The sequence below is a fragment of the Phycisphaeraceae bacterium genome, assembly GCA_019454185.1.
In the GTDB taxonomy this organism is placed as follows: domain Bacteria; phylum Planctomycetota; class Phycisphaerae; order Phycisphaerales; family UBA1924; genus JAHBWV01.
The window spans coordinates 3,611,063-3,636,505 of the sequence record CP075368.1; the positions used below are offsets into that span (position 1 = coordinate 3,611,063).

The window sequence follows — 25,443 nt, forward strand, 5'->3', positions numbered from 1 at the left end:
AGCTACCGCCCGATCCTCTCAAAGTGCGTGCCGACGCGTCGAATCCGACGCTGGATCTCGAGCATCGTCAGACGAGATCGTAACTCATGGGTCGGCGTCTCCGTGCGGACCGCAAGCTGATCGGGCGTCAGCGGCTCATCGAGCGCGCCGAGGATCTTCGCATCCAAGGGATCGACAGGGATCGCAGAGACCTCGGGCGCGCCAGCTTCCTTCGGCCCGATCGGCCCGAGCTCGCGCAGCGCCGGCGATCGCTTCCGCTCCAGCTCAGTCGTTCCGAAGAGCCCCCCGTCTCTCCCGCTGTCCGTGGAAACTCCGTGCTCCGCTGCTCGCTCGTCCACAAGCGAGAACGTTGTCGCGTCGCGCAGGGAAGCGAGGATGTCGGCCGGCTCCGTGACCATCGCCGCGCCACCCGTCTTGATCAGATCCAGCGAGCCGGCGGAGTGTGCCGAATCGACTCGACCCGGAATCGCGAAGACCTCGCGCCCGTGGTCCTCCGCCGCCAGACGCGCCGTGATCAACGACCCCGAGCGATGCCCCGCCTCGATCACCAGCGTGCCGTGCGACATGCCGGAGATGATGCGGTTTCGCGCGGGGAAGTTCTCGGCGGTGGGGGGCGTGTGAAACGGGAGTTCGCTGAGCAGGCAGCCCCGTTCGGCGATCCGCGCGAACAGGTCCTCGTTCTCGGGTGGGTACGCCCGCGCGAGCCCGCACCCCATCACGGCGATCGTCCTTCCCCCCGCGTCGATCGCGCCCTTGTGCGCCGCCGTGTCGATGCCCCGCGCACCCCCGGAGACGATCGTCACCCCTGTCTGGGCAAGCATGCCGGCGAATCTGCGAGACTGCTCCAGACCATAGTGCGAGCACTTCCGCGACCCCACGACCGCCAGCGTCGCCCGATCGAGATCGCCGGTCCGCATCTCACCTTTGACATAGAGCACCGGCGGCGGATCGTCGATGTGCGCGAGCAGCATCGGGTACCCCGGCTCGCCCAACACCACCAGATGCACGCCCGCATCCGCGATCGCGCTCAACTCGGCATCGACCAATCGTTCGAGATCCGCGCGGGACCGATCGATCGTCTCCGCCTTTGCCTCCCCTATCCCTTTGACCGTTCGAATCTCCGCGGCAGACGCGCGGAGCACCGCGTTCGCCGAGCCGAACTTCTTCAAGAGCCGCGAGATCAACACGGGGCCGAGCCCCGGCACGAGCGTCAATCGCAGCAGGTCGATCGCGTTCGGAGAAAGGTCGGGCATATGAACAGCGTATCACGCTCCGGGCGATCAGGGGGTGCTGGAACCCAGGAACTGGTAGGTCTGCACCTTCGCCGACGTCACAAACTCGCTGGTCCGGGCGTACACATCGATCGGCACCGTAGTCTCGACCGTTGTGAGAAGTTCTTGCGTGACAATGACTTGCGGGTACATGTACGAGGGGTCCGGCTTCCTCGCCGTGACGGTGACCGTCGCCTTGTCCAGAGAGGGCGTGACGTGATCGAGCGTGAACGTCCACCCGGGCGTCGGCGCCTGCATGATCAGCCGATAGACCCGGCCGGTCCGATCGATCTGGATCGGCGGGCCGTCATACCGCGCATCGCTCAGACTCGGCTTGTTCGAGCGACACCCCGAAGCAGCCAGCACCGCAGCTGCGAGCAAAGCACCCATCACAAGCCGGGGCCTCGCGATACTCCGAATCGTTCCGATCATGTGTGCGATCATTGGGCGTACTCCGGTGGTCGAGACGATGATACTGTCGCGCACGCGGAGCCGCCGGTGGAGTCCCACGCGCCGTATCCAAAGAACGTTCACGACCGAGAAGACCATGCAAGCACGTTCCACCAGCCGATCACTTCTCTTTCGCTCCAGCACGGCGATCCTTGCGGCCCTTGTCGCCCTCGGCGTCGGCTGCGAGTCTGCCTCGAAGCCCGAGCCCCTGACCGACATCAGGCCCTTCGGCGTAGAGCCGGACATCCGCGTGCGGATCCGTGACGGTGTCGAACTGGCCGACATCGGAGCCGCCAACGCCTCGTCGCGCCTTGTCGCACGCGGGCTCGCCGGACGGACCGAGACCATGAACGCCCCCGTCAAGGCCCGGGCCGGGGTCGGCGGCATCGAACTCACCGACCTCTACGGCCGGCGCATCGTGTTCGGTGATGGCGCAGACGTGCAGATCACCATGCCCGACGCCAACGCCGGCGCGGGTCTGGTTCGTGTCGACGGGACGCCCTATGCGTCGAGCGTTGTCATCAAGCAGCGGTCTGACCTCGGAGGGGGCGCGGGAGGCCGGGGCCGCTTCGACATCATCGCCACGCTCCCCATGGAACAGTACATCGAGGGCGTCGTCTCCAAGGAACTCATCGCCTCGTGGCCCCTCGGCGCGTACGAGGCCCAGGCGATCGCCGCTCGCTCATACGCCATGCACGAGCGCACACGCGCCCGCGCCCAAGGGAAGTCGTTCGACGTGGAGTCCACCACTGCCGACCAGGTCTTCGGAGGCAGCACCACGCTCGAAGTCGCCAAGGCCGGCACTCGCAACACCCGTGGCCTTGTCCTTGTCGAGGGTGGACGCACGCTCCGGGCCTACTACTCCAGCACGTGCGGCGGGAAGCCCAACGGGGCCACCGATGTATGGCCCTTCGGTCCCGGCTATGAGTACAACCGCTCGCCCTCACTGCAGGCCCGCTCGCGGGCCTTCGGATGCCAGGGCTCGCCCCTCTTTCGCTGGCGTGTCGAGCGTGACCTCGGCCAACTCAGCCAGCGCGTCCGCGCCTGGGGACAGACAAACGGCGGCGGCGTCGGCCAGATCGGCACCATCCGTTCTATCGAGTCCCTCGAGCAGAACATCGTCGGACGTCCAACAAAGTTCCGCCTCACCGACGACAAGGGAAAGACCTACACACTGAGCGCAGAGCAGCTCCGATTCGCCGCAAACCAGAACGTGCCGGGCCTCCCCGATATCACGCGTGAAGTCCGCATGCACAGCGGCAACTTCCAGGTGCTGTTCTCCGGAAACCGCGCCGTCTTCGAGGGTGGCGGCTTCGGCCACGGCGTCGGCATGTGCCAGTACTGCGCCAAGGGGTGGGCCGATCAGGGCCTCTCCTATCGCGAGATGCTCGCGCGGTTCTATCCCGGCGCGACCGTCCAGCGTCAGTTCTGATCTTGGGTGGGTCGGCTCTCCGAGCCGACATCCAGACGCCTCAGGCGTACAGGTCGATGAACTTCGCCACCAGCGTCGGACGCGACAGGTTCAGCACGATCGCGCCCTGACGCGTCGTCCTCTGTTCACCGGCGTTCGATTCACTGCGAGCCGCATCCACTGGCCGCGCGCTCTCGGGCGATGTCAATGCGGGCGCGATCCCCGACTCTGGAGCGATTCTGCCATCCCCGCCCGACACTGCATCGCTCCCCACAGCCAGACGGGGGTGCTCGAACGCCAAGCGGCGGTTCTCGTGGTAGAGAAAGTCCGCAAACGGGACAGGACCTCGCTCGAAGCAGTCTGCGTCGCGCTCGGTAACGCACGGATCGTGACAGGCCGACGCACGCTCGCAAGCCGCGTGGCGATGCTCGATCCGGCCTGCATGCGGGGCGAAGTCAACAAAGTCCGAGGATGTCCCGATCGCGGGGCTCATCGCCAGACTGGGGTGCGAGTGTCGTGCCGCCCGTCGGACCGTTCACTCGAGGCCCATAATCTCCGGCCCTCCACCGCACGATCGCGCAGGACTCTTGTTCTGGGACGCGCGGCGTGGGGCGCGTGATGCCGGGCGTGGTTCGCACGCTTCGGGGCGTGTGGCGTCGATGCAACACCCGCCGATCCCTGAACGGGGGTCGGTCTTTCAGGAGCAGAGTCTCACGTGCGGACAAGCGAGCTGGAGTATGAGTTGCCCGAGGGCGTGATCGCCACGCGAGCCGCCGAGCCGCGCGATGCCGCTCGGCTGATGGTCGTCAGCCGCTCCGACGCTTCGCTCTTGGAACACCGCCACGTTCGTGATCTGCCTGAGTACCTTCGCGCCGGCGACATGATGGTCTTCAATCGCACTTCGGTCCTGCCCGCGCGGCTCATCGGAGCGAACCTCTCGACCGGCGGCAAGGTCGAGGGGCTCTTTCTCCACGAACTCGCCGGCAACCCACCCGGCGCCGCACGCTGGCAAGTGCTCATCAAGGCACGGCGCGCCCGACCCGGCTCCACCCTCACCCTCCTCGATCCGAACGATCAGCCCTCGGACATCGTGCTGACGCTGGTCGAGCGTGCCTCGGGCGATGAAGGCGGCTGGATTTCAGATGTCGCAGTGGGGGGGCGTCCGGTCGCTGCCGGCGAGCACCTCAGAATCCTGGCCGCGATCGGGCGCACGCCGCTGCCCCCGTACATCCTTGCGGCGCGACGCGAGAGCGCCGAGAACGTCCCCGATCCCAGCGACCGGGCCCGTTACCAGACCGTGTACGCAGACGCAGACGCTCCCGGATCTGTCGCCGCACCGACCGCCGGGCTCCACTTCACTTCCGAGTTGCTGGCGCGCCTCGAGGCCAAGGGCGTGCTGCAGGGCCGCGTCCTTCTCCATGTCGGCACGGGCACCTTCAAGCCGGTCGAGACCGAATCCCTGCTCGACCATCCCATGCACTCGGAATGGTGCTCCATGGGCGTTGATCTGGCGGCGCAGATCATGCAGAAGAGAGCCACACATGCCGGACGCATCGTCGCCGTCGGCACAACCAGCATCCGAACGCTCGAGTCCTACGGAGCCCTGATGCCCGATGCCCGGCTCCCCGATCCCTGGCCGGACCACATCGACACGCGCCTGCTGATCTCACCCGGCTATCGGCTCCGCTTGGTCGATGGGCTCATGACCAACTTCCACCTTCCTCGCTCGACGCTTCTCGCGCTCGTCGCCGCCCTCTTCGAGCGTGAAGGCCACCCCGGCTCAGGGATCGCACGGGTCCGCACCCTGTACGCCGAGGCGATCCGGTGCGGGTATCGCTTCTACTCCTACGGCGATGCGATGCTCATCCTGCCCTGAAGATCCCCTTTGGCCCCATGCGAACGGTTGCAGGTCAGGGTGCTGCCGCTCTTCTGATCTGCCGCGACTCGCGCACCCGGTGTGCAGACAATGTGGGTATCCGAGTGCTCGGGGATTGAGCGCAGGCACCACGCTCGATCCGATGATTGAGCGTGGTCTGTTCGACGTGGAGAGCGACGTGAAACTGTCCGATCTCATCGCTGGGCTAGACGTCAGGATCGCCCGGGGCGATCCCGATGCCGTCCGTATCTGCGATGTCACCGAGGACAGCCGCACCGTCATGCCAGGATCCCTCTTCGTCGCTCGATGCGGCTGGAAATCCGACGGACGCGCCTTCGTCGGCCAGGCCTGCGAGCAGGGCGCGGTCGCCATTGTCTCCGATGATCCGCGAGTCTGCGAGGGGGGTATCTGCGAGCCCGGCGCACACCACCGCGACCTCGGCAAAGACGTCGCCGTCGTTGTGACACCCAACATCCCTCGCGTCTCCGCCCTCATGGCCGAGCGCTTCTACGGCAACCCCTCCTCCAAACTCGCCATGGTCGGCGTCACCGGCACCAACGGCAAGACAACAGTCGTTCATCTCATCCACCAGATCACTAACGCATCATCCCTTCGCTGCGGGATGATCGGCACGGTCTTGATCGATGACGGGCGCGAGATCGCCCCGGCGACCATGACCACGCCCCCCGCCGTCGAGGTCAGCCGCACCCTCGCGACCATGGTCGAGTTCGGCTGCGGCGCCTGCGCGATGGAGACATCGAGCCACGCACTCGACCAGGGGCGCGTCGCCGCCATCCGCTTCAGGGTCGGCGTCTTCACCAACCTGACAGGCGACCACCTCGACTACCACAAGACCATGGAGCGGTACGCAGACGCGAAGGCCGCTCTCTTCGAGTCCATCCCGACCGACGGCTTCGCCATCGTGAACGCCGAAGACCCCGCCCACCAGCGCATGCTGCGCAACTGCAGCGCACACGTTCTATGCTGCGTCGCAAGGGGGCTGACAGAGAGCGAAAGATCATCCGGTTCCTCGTGCGGCGTCACCATCACCGCCCGCTCGACCAAGGGGATGGAACTCACGATCGAGGGGCCGTGGGGCGGCATCCACGCGACCTGCCCGCTGATCGGCGATCACAACGCCATGAACGCCCTCCAGGCCGTTGCGGTCTGCCACGTCCTCGGGCTCTCGAAAGATGCCATCGCGTCCGGTCTTTCCGGCTGCACAACACCCCGCGGCCGGCTCGATCCCGTCGTCCTTCCGGGGCTCACACGCGCGCAGCGCGCCGCACTCCCGACTGTACTTGTCGATTTCGCGCACACCGACGACGGGCTCAGGAATGCCCTCCGCGCTGTGCGGAGCGTGCTCCCCGCGCCTGTCGATGGCGAGCCGGCACCACGTCTCTGGGTCGTCTTCGGTGCGGGCGGAAACAAGGACCGCGCCAAACGCCCGCGCATGGGGCGGATCGCCGCCGAGCTTGCCGACGTCGTTGTCCTGACGAGCGACAACCCGCGGAGCGAGCGTCCATCGGACATCATCAACGAAATCATCGCGGGCATCGAAAGTCCTGAGGCAAGGTCGCGCGTCGTCGTTCACGCCGACCGGGGCGAGGCGATCGAGCACGCCATACGCAACGCCGCGCCGCTCGATATCGTGCTCATCGCGGGAAAGGGCCACGAGGCCGATCAGGAACTCCCCGATGGGCGAGGCGGCACCTACAGGGTCCCGTTTGATGACGCGGCCATCGCCGCAGCGGTCCTGGCGGCGCGGCGTGCATAACAGCGAAGAACCGCGCCGGATGATCCGGCGTGTGCGTATCGATCGGAGGACGGGTTGACCGAGCATGCAAGGTTCTGGACACCGGATGGAATCCGTGCGGCCGCGGGCGGCACATGGCTCGCCCGTCCCGATCCGGGCTCAGACCAGACGCTGACCGGCGTGGCGATCGACTCGCGCGCTGTTCAGCCCGGAAACATCTTCATCGCGATCAAGGGTGAGAACACCGACGGGCACCTCTACGTTGCAGAGGCCGCGCAAGCCGGTGCATCGCTCATCATCGTCTCCGCCGATGTGGATCTCCCGTCGCTCGGAAGCGTGAGCGTGCTCCGCGTCAGCGACACGCGGGCCGCGCTCCTCCGGCTCGGAGCCGCCTGGCGCCGACTGCTGGAAGGGACCCGCGTGATCGCGGTTGTCGGCTCCAACGGAAAGACGACGACCGTCCGTCTGATCGACGCCGCGCTCGGCTCGGCGATGCGCGGCTCCGCCTCGATCAAGAGTTTCAACAACGAGATCGGTGTTCCCCTGACGATCCTGCGCGCCAAGCGTGGCGACCAGTACCTCGTCTGCGAGGTCGGCACCAGCGCGCCCGGCGAGATCGCAACGCTCTCTCAGGTGGTCCAGCCCGATGTCGCGGTCATCACGAGCATCGGCCGCGAGCACCTTGAGTTCTTCGGCTCCGTCAAGGGCGTCGCGACCGAGGAGTCCAGCGTGCTCGATCACCTCCGGCCCGGTGGGCTGGGCGTCTTCACCGCCGAATCCGCCGAACTCGATGATGTGCTCAAGGCAAGATCGCTCCGAAGCGACGCAGGATCTGGCCCCACCATGATCAGGTTCGGCACGTCCTCGACCGCGGACATCCGCGTCGTGAGCGTCGAGCAGGACGACTCCGGCCTGGACTTCACGCTCAACGACCGTGCACGATTCCGTGTCCCGCTGATCGGTGCCCACAACGCGTGCAACGCCGCCGCCGCAGTCGCCGTCGCCCGCCGACTTCGCCTCTCGGACGATGACATCCATCGCGGGCTCGCCTCGGCTCGGGGCGAGTCGATGCGGCTCGAGAGAACGCGCATCGGCGACATCGATCTGATCAACGACGCCTACAACGCGAATCCTGACTCCGTTCTCGCCGCGCTGGAGGCCCTCGGGGCTCTGAAACCGAAGCCCGGCGCGGGACGGGTTCTGGTTCTCGGCGACATGCTCGAACTCGGGCCGGATGGTCCCTCGCTTCACGACGACGTCCTCCGTGCCGTCGCGGGCGAGGCGGGCATCGATCGCGTCGTGCTCGTGGGCCCCATGATGTCGGCCCGCGCCGATCTGCTCGCGTCACGAGGCGATCTCGCCCGCGTGCTGGCTCTCGCAGATTCCACGCCCGAGCAGGCCGCCCGCGCCGCCTCCATGGTTCGCCCCGGCGATGTCGTGCTTCTGAAGGGCTCACGCGGGATGCGCCTCGAACGCATCGCCGACGCGATCGCCGCTCGCCACGCCTCGCCCGACCAGCACACGCTCCGCTCCCACTCGGCCGAGCCGGCCCAGACACGGAGCGTAAACGCCTGATGCTCTACGTCCTGCTCTCCAACATCCGCGACTGGCTCGAGGCGAACAACCTCTACTGGACCATGGGCATCCTCGACCAGATCCAGTTCCGCGCCCTCGCCGCGCTCCTGCTCGCGTTCTTCATCGTCCTCGTCTTCGGCCGGCGCGTGATCCGTCTCCTCGTCCGTCTCAAGATCGGCGACACCGGCGCGACCGACGCCGAGGCACTCCGTGCCCACTCCCAGGGCAAGGCGAACACGCCCACCATGGGCGGCGCGCTGATCGTCGGCGCGATCGCCATCGCCACGATCCTTCTCGCCGATGTCACGAAGTTCTACGTGCAACTCGCACTGATCGTCATGCTCTGGACCGCGATCCTCGGAGGGTTCGACGATTGGCTCAAGCTCACGGCCGCACGGCGCGGCGGCAGCCGCCAGGGCCTCTACGCGTGGGAAAAACTCGTCTTCCAGCTCGGGCTCGGCCTGCTCGTCGGGTTCTTCGTCTTCAATCACGCCGACACCGCCGCAGCCCACGACCTCGGCCACGTGCTCAACCTCCCGTTGCAGAAAACCTATGAGTCTGCCCAGGGCGATGTCTCGGATCAGCTCATCTACCTCGGGCGCGGCGCGTTCATCATGCTCGCCGTGCTCATGCTGACCGGCATGAGCAACGCCGTCAACATCACCGACGGCATGGACGGCCTCGCGGGGGGCATCAGCGCGGCGGTCTCCGTCGGTCTTCTGGTCCTCGCCCTGATCGCCGGCAGCGAGCAGGCCTCTCGATACCTGCTTGTGCCGCACATCCCCTTCGCCGACGAGCTCGGCGTGGTCGCCGGCGCGATGATCGGCGCGTGCCTCGGCTTCCTGTGGTGGAACTGCTCACCGGCTCATGTCTTCATGGGCGACACCGGCTCGCTCGCGCTCGGCGCGCTCATCGGTTACATCGCGATCGTGACCCGCCAAGAGGCCGTGGTCCTGCTCATGTCCGGCATCTTCCTCCTTGAGATCGCATCCGTCACGATCCAGGTCGGTGTCTTCAAGGCCACCCGCATGGCCACCGGCACAGGCAGGCGCGTCTTCAAGATCGCGCCGTACCACCACGCCCTCCACCTGTCGGGATGGAAAGAGCAGCAGATCGTCGCCCGCGCATGGATCGTCGCCGTGCTTCTCGTCGCCGTCGCGCTCTGGACACTCAAGGTCCGCTGAACCCGCACGCCCTCAACGCGGCGTGATCCTCAGCAGCGGCGCGATCAGGGTCGGCCTGTCCTGAACAGCCCCGAACTCACCGGGATCCACGCGAACCACCATGCAACGAGGGCGATCAGCCATCTCAAGACGAACCGCGAGCGTCGGTGTGCCCGCGTTGAGTCGCCCTCTCCATCGCTCGGTCGAGCGTCCGGCATCGCCGGCAAGGATCACGACCTCGCAGTCGCCCCAGTCTCGATACGCCTCGGGAAGCACGACCTCGCACGAGAGCCCGTCCGTTCCCTCAGGCAACTCCCACTCGATCGACGACGGACCCGGCAGCAGAATATCCGGAGCACCCAGCGTCGCAGTCGCCGCATCCGCGATCGTCGGCTGATCTGTCCATGGCCTCGGTTCAACCGGTGTCACGCCGATGAGCTTCGCCGACGCGAGCGGGCTCAACCGCTTCGCATCCGGCATCCACCCGATCACGTTGTCCAGCACGATCGTCGTGCCAGATCCCGTTCCATCGCCCGGCGTGACACCCTGCTCTGATTCCGTCTCGCGCCGAATCCCGTCGATCGGCGTCAGCCGGACCAGCCCCGGCCCCGCCGCGACGGCCTCACGCACGCCGATGGCAGATCCGTCCGAGAGCCACACACGTGGCCCGCTCGCTGCGGTCTGCGGGTTCGAGATCAGCACAACCGAGACAGTCTCGAGCCCGAGCCGCCTCCGCGACCCCGTGTCCAGATCGATCAGCAGCACGGAACCGCCGGCGAACGCATCCCCCTCCGCGCTCGGCGCAAGACCGGCAACAAACCCGCGCAGCAGGTCGCCGTTGCTCAGGATCACGGTGTCATCGCCCGGCGTGAGCATCGGCGACGGTTCGCTCGCCTCGGAGATCGAACGGACGCGATCCAGCGCAACATGCAGCCGACCCAGCGTGGGATGCACGACCGCGATCGTCTCCTCGTCCCCCTCCACATGCTCGACCATGCCCACGAGCCGCTGCCCGTCCGAAGTCACCACCGCACGCAGCCCATCGACCGGCGCGACCCGCGTTCCCGAAGCGGCGTACACGGCCAGAATCTGCGAGGCGGGCGCGCTCCGCCTCACCCCCGCCCCATCGACGTACGACATACCCGAGAGTTCGAGCCGCTCGGGCGTGACGGTCTGGCGCGAGAGATCCGCGCCGACAAGCGTGCGGCTCGCCGGATCGGGTCCGGAGAAGAGCGACAACGCCGCGATGATCAGCGAAAGGTTCATTTCTGAAAGATCGGCAGATACCGCTTCGGCATCTGAAGCACAAGCAGCGCCATCGCCGTCGAATACGTCGGCCCCACGGATCGATCGTCCCACGAGCCGTTGTCCTGCTGCTGCGCGAGCAGCTCCTCGCGGGTCGCGGGCCACCACCTGGACCACCACTCCCCGCCCGCGAGGTACATCGCCTGCACCGCGTAGTAATGCCCATAGAAGTAGTGCGTGCGCGGCGCGCGGCCCGTGCCCGGCATCGCCGCCATGGTGAGATACGCCAGCCCGCGATTCAGCGACTCGTCCTCATAGATCCCCGCGTAGTACAGCGCGGCCACGCCCGCCGCAGAACGAGGCCACGCCGACGCTCCCACGTCGAGCTGATACTTGAACCCCCCGTCAGGATTCTGGCACTGGCGCACATAGGTCACGGCGCGATCGATCGTGTCGCGAGAGACCTCGATCCCCGCGTTCCGCGCCGAACGAAGACCCATCACAAGACAGATCGTGACCGACACATCCGCGTCGTACGGCACCGGGTTGTACCGCCACCCGCCCTGGTCGTTCTGCGTCGCCTCGATCAGGCGCACGGCCTTCACCAACGCCTCGTGCGTCCGCTGCGCCAGGCGAGTGTCTCCACCGCCCGCCGTCATTCCATAGACCTCGCCAAGGAACAGCGTCGCGAACCCGTGCCCGTACATCGGCCCGTTCGCGGCGTCCGACGCCAGCAAGCCATTCTCCGCAACGTTCGCCAGCACGAAGTCGAGACCTTTGGAGACGTGCTCGGCGTACGGGCCCCGTCCCGGCACACTCCCGTCGGCCATGAACGCAAGACACGCGAGCGCGGTGATCGCGATGTTCCTCTCGTATCGCAGATCCCCGAACGAACCGTCAGAATTCTGCTGCTGCGCGAGATACGCGAGCCCCCGGGTCACCGACGCATCCAACTCAGGCGTGATCTCGTTCTCGAGCACGAAGTTCTGCGCGCTGATACGCCCCTCGATCGCAATGTCGCTCAAGGGATCAGGCCGCGCTGCCGGACGCTCCGCAGTTGGTGCGGAGACTGGTGGGGCGGCCGGTGGGATGTCCTGTGCTGCCGAGTGTCGATGCGCCAGAGCGCACGCGATGAGCAGGCACACACGCGGAACACCACACCTGAACAACCTCGGCCGCACGCGGATCATCGCTTGGGCTCCTCGGCGAGCCGCCTGTAGTACTGCTCCGTCATCGTCTGGTAGATCGAACTGAAACGGTCGCTCGAGCCCTGCACCAGCGCGTCGCGCAGGCGTGCCGGCAACGCGCCCCACGCCGCGGCGTTCAACTCGACGCTGTTCATATGCCCGTCGCGCCGCCCGGGCGGGGTTCCCTCGCTCGGATCGCCCTGCGAGTTCTCCTGGCTCTGCGCCTCCTGCTGCTCGCGCTGCTGCTGGTTCGGTTGTTGCTGTTGCTCCTGCTGCGAGGACGACGAGGAAGACGACGACGAAGAACTCTGCTGGTTCTGCATCGCCGCGGCGATCACCGCGTCGAGCTTCCGCACCGCGTCCTCTTGCAGACGCTGCGTGACAAGCCCGATGTCCTGCCCCGGATCGAGCCGCGCCGCTGTCTGCTCCATCAGACGCACGGCCTGCTGGAACGCCTCGGCCGCCTCTTCCGCCGACAACTTCTCATCAAGCGCGGTGCGCCCGGGCTCCTCAGGAAGGCGGACTTCCGCATCTTCAGCACCGGCTTGTCGCAGCCCCAGCAACTCGTCGAGCGACGGCAGGCGCTTCGGCGGATCGACAACGACACCGGCGTTCGCGCCGAACGCAGTGCCCGCAGCCAGCACGAGAGCAAGACGGATTCGCTTCCGATCGGTCACGACCGCCCCTCCATTCCTGTCGCTCTCCCCGAGATCCCGGGTCCGCGCTCGATGGGCCGTGTCTCGGGTGCCTCCGGACCGGTCGGCAGAGACTGTGTCGGTTGTGCCATCGATTCGAGCAGCGCGCGACCCTGCTCGGCGATCTCTCGCTGGAGCCGGCCCATCGACTCGATCTCATCCGCCGTCGCGCTCGAAGGATCGTCGTCCGCGGCGCGTGTCGCTTCGAGCACATACTGCTGCATCTCGCGCAAGAGGCGGAGTTTCGCAAGATCCGGGATCATCCGCTCGTTCCCCTGCCCTTGGCCTCCCCCTCCGCCGCCCTGCTCACCCCCCGCCTGATCCCTGAAATCACGCTCATCCTTCGGATCGGCGAGCGCGTTCAGCAGCGACTGCAGCAATCGCGCCGCGGTCTCCTGACGCCGGACCACACCCCGATCGACGCGTGCCTCGCGGAGCGACTCTGCCGCGCTGCGCATGTCCTGGTCCATGCGCTCGTGCGCAAACGCGAACACCTGCACCTCGGCGAGTTCCTCTGTCTTCTGGCGAAGCTCATCCAGCATCTGGCGAAGCCCGTCCTGCTGCTCTCCCGCCTGCCGGACGCCCGCCCTCTCGCGTCGATCCAGCTCCCGTCCGGCCAGCGGCTCACTCCGGCGGAGCAGGTCGATCTGCTGCTCAAGGGCCTCCCGGTATGCCGCCCGAAGCTCCTTGCGCTTCCGGCCCGCATCGCGTTCGGCCGCCTCCTTATCCAGACGCTCCGCCTCGGCCTTCGCATCCCGTAGCCGCGTCGCGCTCAAACGCTCCGCGCTGTCCGCGCTCTCAAGGTCAAGCGGCTCACGCAGCGAGGCGATCGCGATCCCCTGCGCAGTCGACGCCGCAAGAACCAGATTCCCCACACCCTCCATCCCCCGCCCCGCTGCGGAGATCTGATCGATCACACCCAGCGTGTTCTGGCTCAGCCGGATCATCCCCGTGTCGAGCCCTGCCGTCGGTCCGCCGCCCCTCGCGCGGGCCAGCAACGCGATCTGAACATCCTGCTGCGCGATCAGCGATTCCAGCGACTCGATGATGCTCGCCAGTTGCCGGCGAAGCGCCTGGTCACGACGCTGCTCCGCGCTGTCAAGATCGCGCAGCATCTCCTCCAGCGTCTCGATCGCCTCCTGCTGGCGCCGGGCCGCGGCATTCGCCTGATTCTGCGCGATCTGCTGCGCCGCCTCCTCAAGCTTCGGCGCAATGTTGCTCGATCGGCCGCGCTGTGTCGCGATCGCCATCGCCTGCGACTGGGCCGCGTCCGCTTCGCGCAGATCTCTGCTCCGCTCGGAGAGCTCGTCGAGCGCGCCCGTGGCCGCGTCCGCCGCGTCCTGCTGGCGATCTGCGATCCGCTCCAGCTCGGTTCGCTCGTCGGGGGTCAGCGCCGAGACATCCCGGCCCGTGGTCCGTGAGGCGATGTCCAGCGTCTGCTGGAGCAGGCGCCGCTGCTCGGAGAGCAGCCGCTCGACCGAACGCCTCGCAACCCACGCGTCCTGCCCGTTGTCCAGCAGCCGAACCAGTTGGCCAAGCTCGTCCCGCACCTGCTCCTGGTCGCTCGCGATGCGTTCCTGCATCGCGGGATCTTCTTCGGACGCCTCCAGCTCCTGCGAACGCTCGAGCCCGGCCGCCCGCTCCTGGATTCCCTCGGTCGCGCGCTGCGACGCAGCCGCAGCGCCCTCGACGAACGACCTCGCATCGCCGAGAATGCTCTCGAGCGCGGTATCCCGCAAATTGTTCCGCTCCGTGCGCTGCGCCAGCCGCTCGATCGTCTCACGCTGCGCCGCGATCCGTTCGCCGAGGGCCGCCTGACGCTCGGCCAGATCGCGAGGCGGCGGCACCCGCTCACCCGCGCGCGTGATCTCCGACTGTTCCGCATCCAGGCGAATCGCCGCCTGACGCACGGACTGAAGCTCCGCCCGAACCTGCTCGATCAGGCGCGGCTCAGAGATCACCCTGAGGCGTCTCGTCGTCGATCGCACCGCCCCGTGCGATGCACCGTCGAGCGCATACCCGTCGGTCGCGATCGCGTGCAACCACACCTCGTCGCCCTCGCGAAGATCCAGCGACGCCAACTCGAGCACCGTCCGCGCGCTCTGCGTCCGAGTTGCAGACTCCGGAGCAAGTGGTCCCGCCGCCACTCGCGGCTCACCGACACCTTCCGGCCCGACGCCCGAACTCGGAGCGGGCGGGCGCGCAACCTGAAGATCAAGCGCGACGCTCGCGACCGCGATATCGTCGCGCGCCTCCGCGGTCGCGGGGATCACGGCCGTCGCGAGCACCGCCTCATCCTGCGCCGGCTCCGTGACCGCAGCGGTCGGCGCCGCATCATCGATCGCATCAAACGCCAGCGTCACCTCGTCCGCAGACCTCAGCCCGTGCCGATCGACAACCATGACACGAAGCGTCATCGGGTCGCGAAGCGTCCACTCGAACGACCAACGGTCCGGCTCCAGTTTCGCACGCAGATCATCCGGTAAAGATTCGAGGCCGAGCGCCTGCCGGAGGAACCCCGAATGCCCCGCCTCACCCTGCAGCGTCGCCGGCACGGGCTTGCTGTGCTCGATCGTCAACGCGACCCGAGAGCCCTTGAGCGCGGGCGCGATCGCACCGCTCCGGTCTCTCTCAGGATCGACGATGGTCGTCGCCGTCACGCGCTCCGGCTCCAACGCCGCGAGCGCATCGCGAGCATACGCCGGAGCGTCCACCACGATCGACGCACGCCTCACGCTCGGAGGCCGGACCACAAGCACCCGCACCGGCTCCGTGCGGCTGTCCTCAGACTGAAACCAGTATTCAACCTCGAACTCATCACGCGATGCCGCCACGTCGGCCGAGTGCCCCATCGCGAGCGAGCCCGGCTCGATCAGACGCTCGAACAGCTCCCCGCTCGTCGGGTCTCCTCGACGCTCCACCTCAGGCACTTCGACCACACGATTCTGCGACGTGAGCACGACCGTCTGCGTCTGCCCCGGTTTGGCACCGTCGATCACGCGGAACTGCGCCGTCACACGCGTCTGCCCTTCGCGTCTATTCGTCCGGGTCAGCACCGCCCGCAACGCGAGTGCCTGATTCGCCGGATGGACCTGAACGTTCGTTCCGTCAGCGACCAGCGTCCGGGTCGGCCAATTCACGCTCGACCACGGCGTCAGCACCCGCCGCGCCGCCGTCGTCACCAGTTCAGGCCAGACAAACACCGGAGCAACCGCGATGAACACCGCAGCAAGCAGCATCCCGCCCGCGACCGCAGCGGATCTCGGCGCGAGCATCGCCCCGACCAGACGGGGCGACCACAGCCGCGACGAACGATCCGCAACCTGCTCGGCCAGCGCACGCTCGATCGGCGTCTGTCCCTTTGAATCCGCGAACTCAAGGCCCGACGCCAGGACACCCTCAAGCCCCGCTTCGCGACCCGCCCTGCTGCGCTCGACGCGCAACGCGACCTCGTGCAACGGGGGCCGGAACCGAACGCCCGGGAGCACGAACCGAACGAACCCCCACGCGAGGAAGACCCCCAGCCCGATCAGGAAGACAACACGGAATCCGCGCGGGAAGCGCAGCACAAAGTCGAGCATCCCGACCGTCACCATCGCGACGATGACAGCCGCGAGCACGATCGCCACGCCACGCCCGATCAGCATGAAGCGGGCCGTCGTGCGCAGACGCCTCAGCCCGCGCTCGATCTGACTCGCGATGCCGCGGGCGTCCGTTCCCATCCCTGTTCCTCTCATGGCCTGCGAACCGTTCAACCCCACCCGACCCCTATCAAACATTCGACGGTGGAGAAGGTTGAGATCATTGAATCTCCAACGATCCGAAATCTCGCCGAACCCAGACCCCATCATCTTACCGAACGGATCGGGATCAAGGTTCACCCACTCGTATCCTCCGACGACAAACTGAAAGGGGCTTCCCCGAATCGGGAAGCCCCTGAGCATCCAATGACATTCCTGCCCGCCGCTCAGGCCGCGCCCTGGTTCCGACGCTGGTCCGGACGGATCACCCGAGGGTCCGGCGGCTCATCGTCCCCCTCCTCGCCCTCTTCGTCGATCTCCTCGGTCATCTCGGCGACATTGCCTTCATCATCCGACTCGTCCTCGTTCTCATCGGTCTCATCATCAAAGGAAGTCTCCGATTGCTCGTCGTCTTCCCACGGTGCCTCCTCCGAAGCCGGCGCAACGCTCCTGCCTGAGCCATCTCCCTCGTTCTCGCCCGCAAAGAGCGTCCCCGCGCTCTGCTCACGCTTCTCGTCTTCCGCCGCCAGACGCTTCATCGCCTCCCACTGCTCGATCGTGATGAGCACGTCCCGCGCCACCGATCCCTTGTGGTCGGAGATGATCCCCGCGATGCCCATCAGATCAATCAGGCGGCTCGAGCGTGTGTACCCGATCGCGAGCCGTCGCTGCAAGAGCGACACCGATCCGCGTCCGGACTCCAGCACGATCTCCACCGCGCGGTCGAACATCGGGTCTTCCTGCGCCGCCGCGAGCGATGCCGACGAGTTGTTCTCGCTCTCGATGAGCCGCTCCTCGTCCGTGCCGCCCGAACGAATCTGCATGAGCTGGCGCTCGAAGGTCGGCCCCGCGATGTCGCGCATGAACCGGACGACCCGCCGGATCTCCTTGTCGTCGACCAGCGTCCCCTGCGAACGCACCAGCTTGCTCGTCCGTGGCGACAGGTACAGCATGTCGCCCTGACCCAGCAGCAACTCGCCCCCCTTCTGATCGAGCACGATCCGCGAGTCCATCCCGCTCGCCACCTTGAACGAGATGCGGCACGGCATGTTCGACTTGATCAGTCCCGTCACCACGTTCGCCTGCGGCCGCTGCGTCGCCAGGATCAGGTGAATCCCGACCGCGCGGGCCTTCTGCGCGATGCGGATGATCGAACCCTCGACCTCCTTGTTCGTCATCATCAGGTCGGCCAGCTCGTCGATGATGAACACCATGTAGGGCAGGCGACGCGGGATGCGCGCCTCCTCCTCGGGTGACGCAGGGTTCAACGCCGCCTTCAGATCCTCCCACTCCAACTCGTTGTACGACGCGATGTCGCGGCAGCCCGCCTCCGCCAGCAGCTCGTACCGCTCGTCCATCTTCTTGCACGCCCACTCAAGGATCGCCGCCGCCTTCGCCATCTCCGTCACCACCGGGCACATCAGGTGCGGAATGTCTTTGAACTGGCTCATCTCCACCATCTTCGGATCGACGAGGACGAGCTTGAGCTCGTTGGGCTTCTTCGTATAGAGGAAGCTCATGATGATCGTGTTCATGCACACCGACTTGCCGGAACCCGTGGTTCCCGCGATCAGCATGTGAGGCATCTGCGTCAGGTCCGCGATCAGCGGATCTCCCGCCGCGTCCTTCCCCAGGAACATCGGCAGCTTCATCTTCGCGAACGCCTCGGAGTTGCTCATCAACTCCTTCAGCCGCACGCGCTCCTTCGTCGGGTTCGGCACCTCGATGCCCACCGTGTCCCGCCCCGCCTGGTTCGGCACGATACGGATGTTCACGGCTTTCAGCGAGCGGGCGATGTCCGAATCGATCGCATTCAACTGCGCGACCTTCGTCCCGGGCGCAAGCCGCACGTCGTACAGCGTGATCACCGGGCCGGACTCGATCCCCACCACCTCGCCGTCGATCTTGTACTGGCGGAGCGCGCCCTCCAGCGCCTGGGCCTGCTCCCGCACCATCTCCTCGAGCACCTGCGAGAAGTTCTCCTCCGGGGCCTCGAGCAGGTCGAGCCCGGGGAACTGGTACCCCTCCATCTCAGAGACGCCCTGCAGGTCACGCAGGTCATCCTCGGTCGCGACCTTGCGCGTATCACGCCCGAAGCGCACCGGCAGCTTCGCGATCTTCTCGCGCAGCTCGTCCTCTGAATACACCTGCGGAGCGCCCGGCGCATCCTCGTCGTCCTCCTCATCCCGATCGTCATCCACGGGCACGAGCTTCCCGGCCTCCAGCGTCGGCCTCGGGCCGCTCTGCTCCTCCTCGTCCCTCTCGACGCGCTGCTTGCGCTTCTTGGGCTCGATCTCGATCGGCTGTGTGCCGCCGAGCCCGCCCGCATCCTCATCGATCGGTGCCGCCGCGCCAGCGATGATCGCCTTGGTCCCCTTCGCTCGCCCGTTCGCGCGGGCCCCGCCCCGCTGGGCCACCGGCTCATCATCCAGATCGTGCTCGCGGATGCGCGTCCCGCGCTGCTTCCTGAACAGCGCAACGATCGCCGCCAGGATCCCCCCCGATGCCTTCGCGCCGACGCGAACCGTCGTCTCTCCCACGCCCACCGCCGTCGCGCCCGCGACCTCCGCCGTCCGCTTCGCCGCCGGACGCAGCGACTCGAACACCAACGCGGGAATCGCCAGCACCCAGCGATCAAACACCACGATCAATCCGATCACCATGAACAGCAGCAGCCACAGCATGCTGCCCAGCTGCTTGAACCGCGCGAACAACTCCTCCGCGACGACCGCCCCGATCGTTCCGCCCGCAAGACCCTCGATCGGCCCCAGCCGCGGCGCGACCAACGCAACGATCCCGCTCACCGAGCAGGCGATAATCACGACTCCCGCGGCTCGCACCATCATGTGCGTCACCGCCCGCCCCAGCATCGGCATCACCATCGCCAACCCGCTGAACCCGATCAGCAGCCACGCCCCCCAACCCATCAACTTGAAAAGGTGGTACGAGGCCATCGCCCCCACCGGACCGCACAGATTCGCGACCGGGTCGTTCTGAGGCCACACCGCGTGTGACGGAGGGTCCGCAGGATCGAACGAGACCGCGGCCAGCGCAATGAACGCCCACGCCGTGATCCCCACAAGCCACGCGACACGCCTGCCGAGCGGCGACGAATCGGCGTCCCCCTTCGAGGCCCTCTGTGCGCGCGGAGTCTTCCCGTTCTTCTTCTTGGTGTGTCCAGACATACCAAACAGGTATCGGTCAACATGGCCAGAAAGCGGCAATCTTCGCGCGTCCACCTCGATCTCTCGCGCCACCCGCCGCAGACTCTCTTTGGAGGGGCACCACCCGGAGGCATGTCCCTCTCAAAGACCTGACACTGGCAGCGGCGATACAACACCGAATGACGATCCGGCGACCAGTTCAGGGCTTCGTGCCCGGCGTCGAGAGTGCCCTGGTGAACGCGTCACTGACCAGCATCGGACGCAGCATCCGCCCCCCGCGTCCGCCGATCTCCGAACCCGAAGGCGGCGTTGGATAACGCAAACGGAAATGAACGTGGGCCCCGCCCGCTCAACCGCTCTGAGGCAGATCCGTGCCGCGCGAAGTTCCGCGTTCCGCGCCGCCTCCCCCGCCCGAAGCCGTCCCCAGCGTTGTTCCCGACGCCGTGCCCGGTGCAACGTTCCGTGTCTCGCTCGTGGTCGTGTGCGTTCCCATGTTTCGGGCGATCTGCTCGGTGCTCGCGTAACTGATGCGTCCGTGATAGATCGACGCCAGCGTCTTCGAAACCGATTCCACGATCAACTGCAACTCACGCAGCGTCAGGTCACACTCATCGAACTGCCCGTCCGTCAATCGCTTGGTCGCGATCGCACGCACCAGCGCGTCGATGCGGCTCGGCGTCGGCTCCACCAGCGTCCGCGTCGCACTCTCCACAGCATCCGCGACCATCAGGATCGCGACCTCTTTCGTCCGGGGCCGCGGGCCCGGGTACCGATACTCGAACTCGCTCGGCGAGTCCTTGTCGTCCGAGCCGGGACGCTCCGCCTGCTTCTTCGCGCGATTGAAGAAATACTCCACAAGCGTCGTGCCGTGGTGGGCCTCGATGAAGTGCATCAACTTCCGGGGAAGCCCGTACTCACGGGCCATCTCCATCCCGTCCTTCACGTGCCCGACAATCACAAGCAGCGACATCGCCGGGCTCAGTTTGTCGTGCTTGTTCGGACCGCCGAACTGGTTCTCGACGAAGTACTCCGGCTTGTTGATCTTTCCGATATCGTGGTAGAGCGCGCCGACGTATGTCAGCAGCCCATCCGCGCCGATCGCGTCCGCCGCCGCTTCAGCGATCGTCGCCACGTTCAGCGAGTGGTTGTACGTCCCCGGCGCGCGCTGCTGCAACTCGCGAAGCAGCGGCTGCTTCGGGTCGCGCAACTCGATCAGCGTCATCCCCGTCGTGATGTCAAAGAGACGCTCGATCGTCGGCAAGAGCCCGAGCGAGACAAAGCCGACGGCAAGCCCGCCCACCGCGGCCCATCCCGCGTCGAACCCCGCGTGCACCAGCGTCGTCTCCGTGATCGGCCGATCGATCAGACTCACCACCACCATCCCCACGGCCATCGCCGCCGCGTCGAGCACCGCCGTCGCCACCAGCGAGTTGCGATGCCGGATCTCTTTCAACCTCCACACCATCACCCCGACGCCCACGATGATCAGCGCCATCACGCCGATCGGCTGGTTGAGCGCGATGCACACCAGGATCCCGTGCAGCACGCCGAACGCCAGCGCGACCCGCTGGTCATACGCGATCACCACAATCACCGCGAAGAACACCGTCGGCGCAGTGACCGTCAATCCGAACAGACGCGGATCCGACACGGTCCCCACGCACGCCAACGCCAGCATCCCGACCGCCAGTGCCGCGAGCGCCGCCATCCGCAGCGGATTCCGCCTCACCGCAGGGCAGAAGAGTACCGCGTACCCGGCCATCGCCAGCCCGATCGCCGACACCGCGCCCAGCAGACTGATGTTCCGAACCCGCAGACGCCACGGCTCCGCGAGTTCCTTCCACGCCTCCGCCTCGGCCCGAACCAGATCGAGCTGCGCTTGCGTCAGCACCTCGCCGCGCCGGAAGAGAATCTGACCCGCCGCGATCGTCCGCACCTCCTGCTCGACCGACTCCGCCGCGATCGCCTGAGCCGCCGCCGTCGCGCCCGTGTCGAGCGAGTACGTCGGCCTTCCCAACGACCTCACGCGGTTCATCACAAGATCGGCGAGCACGCCCGAGAGACCCGCCTGCGTCGCCATCGCGCGCACATCTTCTGAGAAGTGAACCGGGTCCTCCAGGTTCAGCACCGCGCGCCGATTCACGTCCTGCACCAGACGCGATCCGACCCTGAGCAGGATCGTCGCGTGCAGACCCTCCTGCGACTCCTTCTGGTACGTCGACTTGTCAAGAATCGGACGCCGCTTCAGCGACTCCACCAGACGCAGCACCCGATCCGACCAGGTCGGCGTGGTCTCCGGCGTGATCGCGCGGATCGCCGCCAGCATCTCGGGCGTAAGCCCGAAAGCCGTCCGGATCGACGCGTCCACACCATCCAGCGACTCAACCCCCGCCAGCGTCGCCGGCAGGTTCGTCAGAGACTTCGTCAGTTCCTCGAACAGCACATCATCCGCAACATACACCCGCGGCGTGCGCTCCCTCGCCTCATCGCGTTTCCGGCGCGTCGTCTCCGGGTCCTCCACCTTGAACTCGACCCGAGACACGTGCGTCCAATTCATCACCCGCCCGGATGCGACCAGCGGGTGTGCCCGCGTCCACACCGTCAGGGACCAGCACGCCGCCACAAACAGCAGCGTGATCGCCGCGCCCCACCCAAGACGAGGCGATTGCAGCATCGTCCCGATTCGTTCCCGCATGGAACGCCCGCGCAACCGCGACACCCGCCGCGGCCGCGCCGAGCGCCGCGTTCCCTTCGCCAGCGACTTTGAAGGCAGTCCGCTCATGCGCCGCCCGCCCCCCCCGGCACGCCGCCATCCGCGCGCCCCTCGGCTTCCGCTGCATACGCGTCCACGATCTTCTGCACCAATGGGTGCCGCACCACATCCTCACGCGTCAGATTCACAAGCCCGATCCCCTGCACCCGGCGAAGCCGACGGACCGCATCGATCAGCCCCGACTCACGCGGGTCCGGCAGATCGATCTGCGTCGTGTCCCCCGTGATGATCATCTTTGAGCCGTGGCCCATCCGCGTCAGGAACATCTGCATCTGCCCGCGGGTCGTGTTCTGCGCCTCATCCAGGATGATCGCCGCGTTGTTCAGCGTTCTGCCTCGCATGAACGCCAGAGGCACAAGCTCCACCACATCGCTCTCCATGAAGCGACGAATCTGCGCATACTCCATCATGTCGTGCAGCGCATCAAGCAGCGGCCGCAGATACGGGTTCACCTTCGCCTCGATGTCCCCCGGCAGGAATCCGAGCTTCTCGCCCGCCTCGACCGCCGGTCTTGCAAGCACAACCTTCCGCACCTGCTCCGTCCGCAGCAGATGCACCGCCGCCGCTACCGCGAGATACGTCTTGCCCGTCCCCGCCGGCCCGGTCGCGATCACGAGGTCGTTGCTGTTGATCGCATCGATATAGACCCGCTGGTTCTCCGACCTCGCGGTGATCTGGCGACCGCCCGCATACGCCGAAAGCCGGAACCCCGATCCGTTCTCCGAGTCCCTTCGCCCCGACTCCGTCGCGATCAGGTCCAGCACCTGCTCGCGCGACAGGGGCTCACCCTGACGCGAAGCCCGCCCGATCCGGTCGATCACCGCCCTGGCCACAGAAACCGCCGCGTGATCTCCGCTCACTCGGATGGTATCGTCACGTGCCGTAACACTGACCCCGAGTGTCTCGCGCAGCATCTTCAGGTTCCGCTCCGCAGACCCAAGCAGGCCCACACGCTCAGGACCAGCAGGAACGTGTATCGTGAGTTCCAAGTGTCGATTGCTCCGGTGTCCGGCTGCCCCGGACCAGACTCAATGATCCTGACCCAATGAACCAGTGTATGGAGAGATCGGTTCGATCGAGACCGATCAAAGACCGTTCAAGCCACATGACACCTGTACAAGGGACATCATCACACCCCATCGGCCCGCCGCCGCAGAGCCAACCCATGACACCCCGTAAGCCCCTCGCACTGCTTGCCGCTCTGTATATAGGTGGCATCACCGGGGCGATGGGGGGGTGCGAGGGCGTCCCCGCCACCATCGACCGCAAAGAAGGCAGCTCGGCCCAGGATAGCGGCCTCAGCGATGCCGACGACATCAACGTCTCCATCGATGCCGCACTCGCACGTGCCGGGATTGCCCCCGTCGCCGTCGAGAACAGGCCCGATGGCTCACGCGTCTGGGAACTCCGTAACGCCCGTGACGAACCCGGCGAACTCATCGTCAGGGTCGGGTCTGCCCAGACCGAAGGCGGGCCGATCCCTGTCCACATGACGTGCCGCATCGGTCGCTTCGGCGACCCAGAGACCGAACGCCTCATCCTCGAATCCGCCGCCAAGCGGATGGAGCAACTCCGGGGCCGCGGCGTCTACCGCATCACGTGGTAAGCCGGGCATCGCTGCCCGCCGACCCTGTCTCAACCGCATCCGGCAGCTCGACGCGCATCGTCGTTCCCTGCTTCCACACCGAGTCCACCGAGATCCGCCCACCCAGCGCACGCACCGCGTGCTTCACGATCGCCAGACCCAGCCCGGTGCCGCGCTTCCCGTTCCCCGCTCGCGCGGGATCCGCCTGAAAGAACCGCTCGAAGATCCGCGCCTGCAGCCCGATCGGGATGCCGATGCCCAGGTCGATCACTTCGACGACCAGATCCGCTCGCTCCGTCAGGTCGCTCTGCTGCGCTCCCGGCGTCAGACGCACGCGCACCGTCGATCCGGCATACGCGAATTTCGTCGAGTTCTCGATCAGATTCCGCAGAATCAGCCCGAACAGCCGCTGATCCGTCCGAATCACGCGCGTGCTCGGATCGATCTCAAAGCTCAGCGTCAGCTTCCTCTCAGCGCACGCAGACTCGAAGTGCCCTGAGAGCTCGTCCGCCACCGCGTCCATCGACACCGGCACACGCTCAACCGAAGTCTCGATCGTCTCTACTTTCGAGAGATCCATCAGATCGCGGCAGAGATCCTCAAGCCGCGTCGTCGCGCCCGCGATCGTCCGCAGAAACCTCGCCCTCGCCTCAGGGTCATCGTCCGCCGCGTCCTGGATCGTCTCGACAGACGCCCGAATAGCCGCCAGCGGCGTGCGCAACTCGTGCGACGCGTTCGCCACGAAGTCCGTCTTCAACTGCACCGCCGTCGCCAGTTCCGTCACATCCCGAAAGGTCATCGCAACCGCGCAGCGGCGCGGCCGTCGCACCCCGTCCTCCTCAATCGCCGGCACCACACCCGGGGCCAAGCCCTCCTCCCGATCCGCCCGGCTCCCGAGAGGCATCGCCGAGACATCCAGAATCAGTGCGCCGCCCGGGCGGGCCAGACGCACGCGCGCCTGACGCGCTGAGCCGCGCCGCGCCCCAGATGCCAGCGCAACCACGACCGGCTGCGTGAAGATCTCTTCGACGTGGCGTCCCTCGAGCGAAGGACCGAACAACGCGTGCGCCGCGTCGTTCGCGATCCACGCGACCCCCGAAGGGTCGAGCCCGATGATCGCCACATCAATCTCGACCACGAGCGCCTCGAGCGCGTCCCGCCTCTCGCGGATCCCTTGACCCGATCGATCAATACGCTCCGCCAACTCACTCGTCGTCTCAGGCCCAGCGACTGGCGAGTCGCCCACTCGCTCCCACACCTCACGCACCAACTCGCGCCGCGCCCACTCGCGCTCGGCACTTAAGAGATCGTTCGCACGCAGCAGCGCGACCGTCCCGACCACGCCCAGCAGGATCAGCAGCGGAGCCGCAACCCAGCTCGCCAACCCGACAGAGAGGCCGATCCCAACGCACACCAACAGCGCGGCCATCGCAATGGCGACGAATCTCGCGCGGGCGACCGCGGCCGAACTCTGGTTCCTCTCACGATCCGCACTCATGGCATGCCGATTGTCGCACCATCACCCGCACAACGCGAACCAGACCCGCCGCCC

General features: G+C 66.8%; 17 protein-coding genes. 6 read left to right on the forward strand and 11 right to left on the reverse strand.

The window, feature by feature from the left end; genetic code table 11:
- Positions 1 to 2 precede the first annotated feature (2 nt).
- The gene (gene dprA, locus KF838_15090) at positions 3 to 1,253 is read right to left on the reverse strand and encodes a DNA-processing protein DprA (GenBank protein QYK48103.1); all 1,251 of its coding nucleotides are present in this window, start codon (positions 1,251 to 1,253) and stop codon (positions 3 to 5) included.
- Positions 1,254 to 1,280: 27 nt separating this feature from the next.
- Complete coding sequence (locus tag KF838_15095) at positions 1,281 to 1,715, reverse strand: hypothetical protein (protein QYK48104.1); 435 nt, start codon at positions 1,713 to 1,715, stop codon at positions 1,281 to 1,283.
- Between the two features lie 103 nt (positions 1,716 to 1,818).
- On the opposite strand from KF838_15095, the gene KF838_15100 reads away from it, so the two are divergent.
- Entirely contained in the window at positions 1,819 to 3,153 is a 1,335-nt protein-coding gene (locus tag KF838_15100) for a SpoIID/LytB domain-containing protein (GenBank protein QYK48105.1), read from the forward strand.
- A gap of 40 nt (positions 3,154 to 3,193) precedes the next feature.
- On the opposite strand, the gene KF838_15105 is transcribed toward KF838_15100, so the two are convergent.
- The gene (locus tag KF838_15105) at positions 3,194 to 3,625 is read right to left on the reverse strand and encodes a hypothetical protein (GenBank protein ID QYK48106.1); all 432 of its coding nucleotides are present in this window, start codon (positions 3,623 to 3,625) and stop codon (positions 3,194 to 3,196) included.
- Between the two features lie 222 nt (positions 3,626 to 3,847).
- On the opposite strand from KF838_15105, the gene queA reads away from it, so the two are divergent.
- The 4 genes from queA (at position 3,848) to mraY (ending at position 9,523) form a co-directional block, all read left to right on the forward strand.
- Positions 3,848 to 5,008, forward strand: a complete 1,161-nt coding sequence (queA, locus tag KF838_15110) for a tRNA preQ1(34) S-adenosylmethionine ribosyltransferase-isomerase QueA (protein QYK48107.1) — start codon at positions 3,848 to 3,850, stop codon at positions 5,006 to 5,008.
- A gap of 142 nt (positions 5,009 to 5,150) precedes the next feature.
- The gene (locus KF838_15115; protein ID QYK48108.1) at positions 5,151 to 6,785 is read left to right on the forward strand and encodes a UDP-N-acetylmuramoyl-L-alanyl-D-glutamate--2,6-diaminopimelate ligase; all 1,635 of its coding nucleotides are present in this window, start codon (positions 5,151 to 5,153) and stop codon (positions 6,783 to 6,785) included.
- Between the two features lie 54 nt (positions 6,786 to 6,839).
- Complete coding sequence (locus tag KF838_15120; GenBank protein QYK48109.1) at positions 6,840 to 8,339, forward strand: UDP-N-acetylmuramoyl-tripeptide--D-alanyl-D-alanine ligase; 1,500 nt, start codon at positions 6,840 to 6,842, stop codon at positions 8,337 to 8,339.
- Entirely contained in the window at positions 8,339 to 9,523 is a 1,185-nt protein-coding gene (mraY, locus tag KF838_15125) for a phospho-N-acetylmuramoyl-pentapeptide-transferase (GenBank protein QYK48110.1), read from the forward strand. Before KF838_15120 ends, mraY begins: the two co-directional genes overlap by 1 nt.
- Before the next feature lie 12 nt (positions 9,524 to 9,535).
- On the opposite strand, the gene KF838_15130 is transcribed toward mraY, so the two are convergent.
- The 7 genes from KF838_15130 to KF838_15160 form a co-directional block, all read right to left on the reverse strand.
- On the reverse strand, positions 9,536 to 10,768 hold the full coding sequence (locus tag KF838_15130; protein ID QYK48111.1) for a hypothetical protein: 1,233 nt from the start codon (positions 10,766 to 10,768) through the stop codon (positions 9,536 to 9,538).
- Positions 10,765 to 11,937, reverse strand: a complete 1,173-nt coding sequence (locus tag KF838_15135; GenBank protein ID QYK48112.1) for a terpene cyclase/mutase family protein — start codon at positions 11,935 to 11,937, stop codon at positions 10,765 to 10,767. The genes KF838_15130 and KF838_15135 overlap by 4 nt, the downstream gene beginning before the upstream one ends.
- A complete protein-coding gene (locus KF838_15140; GenBank protein QYK48113.1) occupies positions 11,934 to 12,611 on the reverse strand; it encodes a hypothetical protein in 678 nt (225 codons plus the stop codon). The genes KF838_15135 and KF838_15140 overlap by 4 nt, the downstream gene beginning before the upstream one ends.
- The gene (locus tag KF838_15145; protein QYK48114.1) at positions 12,608 to 16,351 is read right to left on the reverse strand and encodes a hypothetical protein; all 3,744 of its coding nucleotides are present in this window, start codon (positions 16,349 to 16,351) and stop codon (positions 12,608 to 12,610) included. Before KF838_15145 ends, KF838_15140 begins: the two co-directional genes overlap by 4 nt.
- 245 nt (positions 16,352 to 16,596) lie before the next feature.
- Entirely contained in the window at positions 16,597 to 19,554 is a 2,958-nt protein-coding gene (locus KF838_15150) for a DNA translocase FtsK (protein ID QYK48115.1), read from the reverse strand.
- A 328-nt stretch (positions 19,555 to 19,882) separates the two neighbouring features.
- Positions 19,883 to 22,315 (reverse strand): HDIG domain-containing protein, encoded by a 2,433-nt coding sequence (locus KF838_15155; protein QYK48116.1) that lies wholly within the window; start codon positions 22,313 to 22,315, stop codon positions 19,883 to 19,885.
- Complete coding sequence (locus KF838_15160) at positions 22,312 to 23,295, reverse strand: PhoH family protein (protein ID QYK48117.1); 984 nt, start codon at positions 23,293 to 23,295, stop codon at positions 22,312 to 22,314. The genes KF838_15155 and KF838_15160 overlap by 4 nt, the downstream gene beginning before the upstream one ends.
- A gap of 176 nt (positions 23,296 to 23,471) precedes the next feature.
- Between KF838_15160 and KF838_15165 the strand changes: the two genes are divergently transcribed.
- Positions 23,472 to 23,912, forward strand: coding sequence for a hypothetical protein (locus KF838_15165; protein ID QYK48118.1), 441 nt, complete (start codon positions 23,472 to 23,474; stop codon positions 23,910 to 23,912).
- Here the strand turns inward: KF838_15165 and KF838_15170 are convergent.
- A complete protein-coding gene (locus tag KF838_15170; protein ID QYK48119.1) occupies positions 23,902 to 25,389 on the reverse strand; it encodes a hypothetical protein in 1,488 nt (495 codons plus the stop codon). The two genes, KF838_15165 and KF838_15170, sit on opposite strands and share 11 nt — an antisense overlap.
- Positions 25,390 to 25,443: the final 54 nt, after the last annotated feature.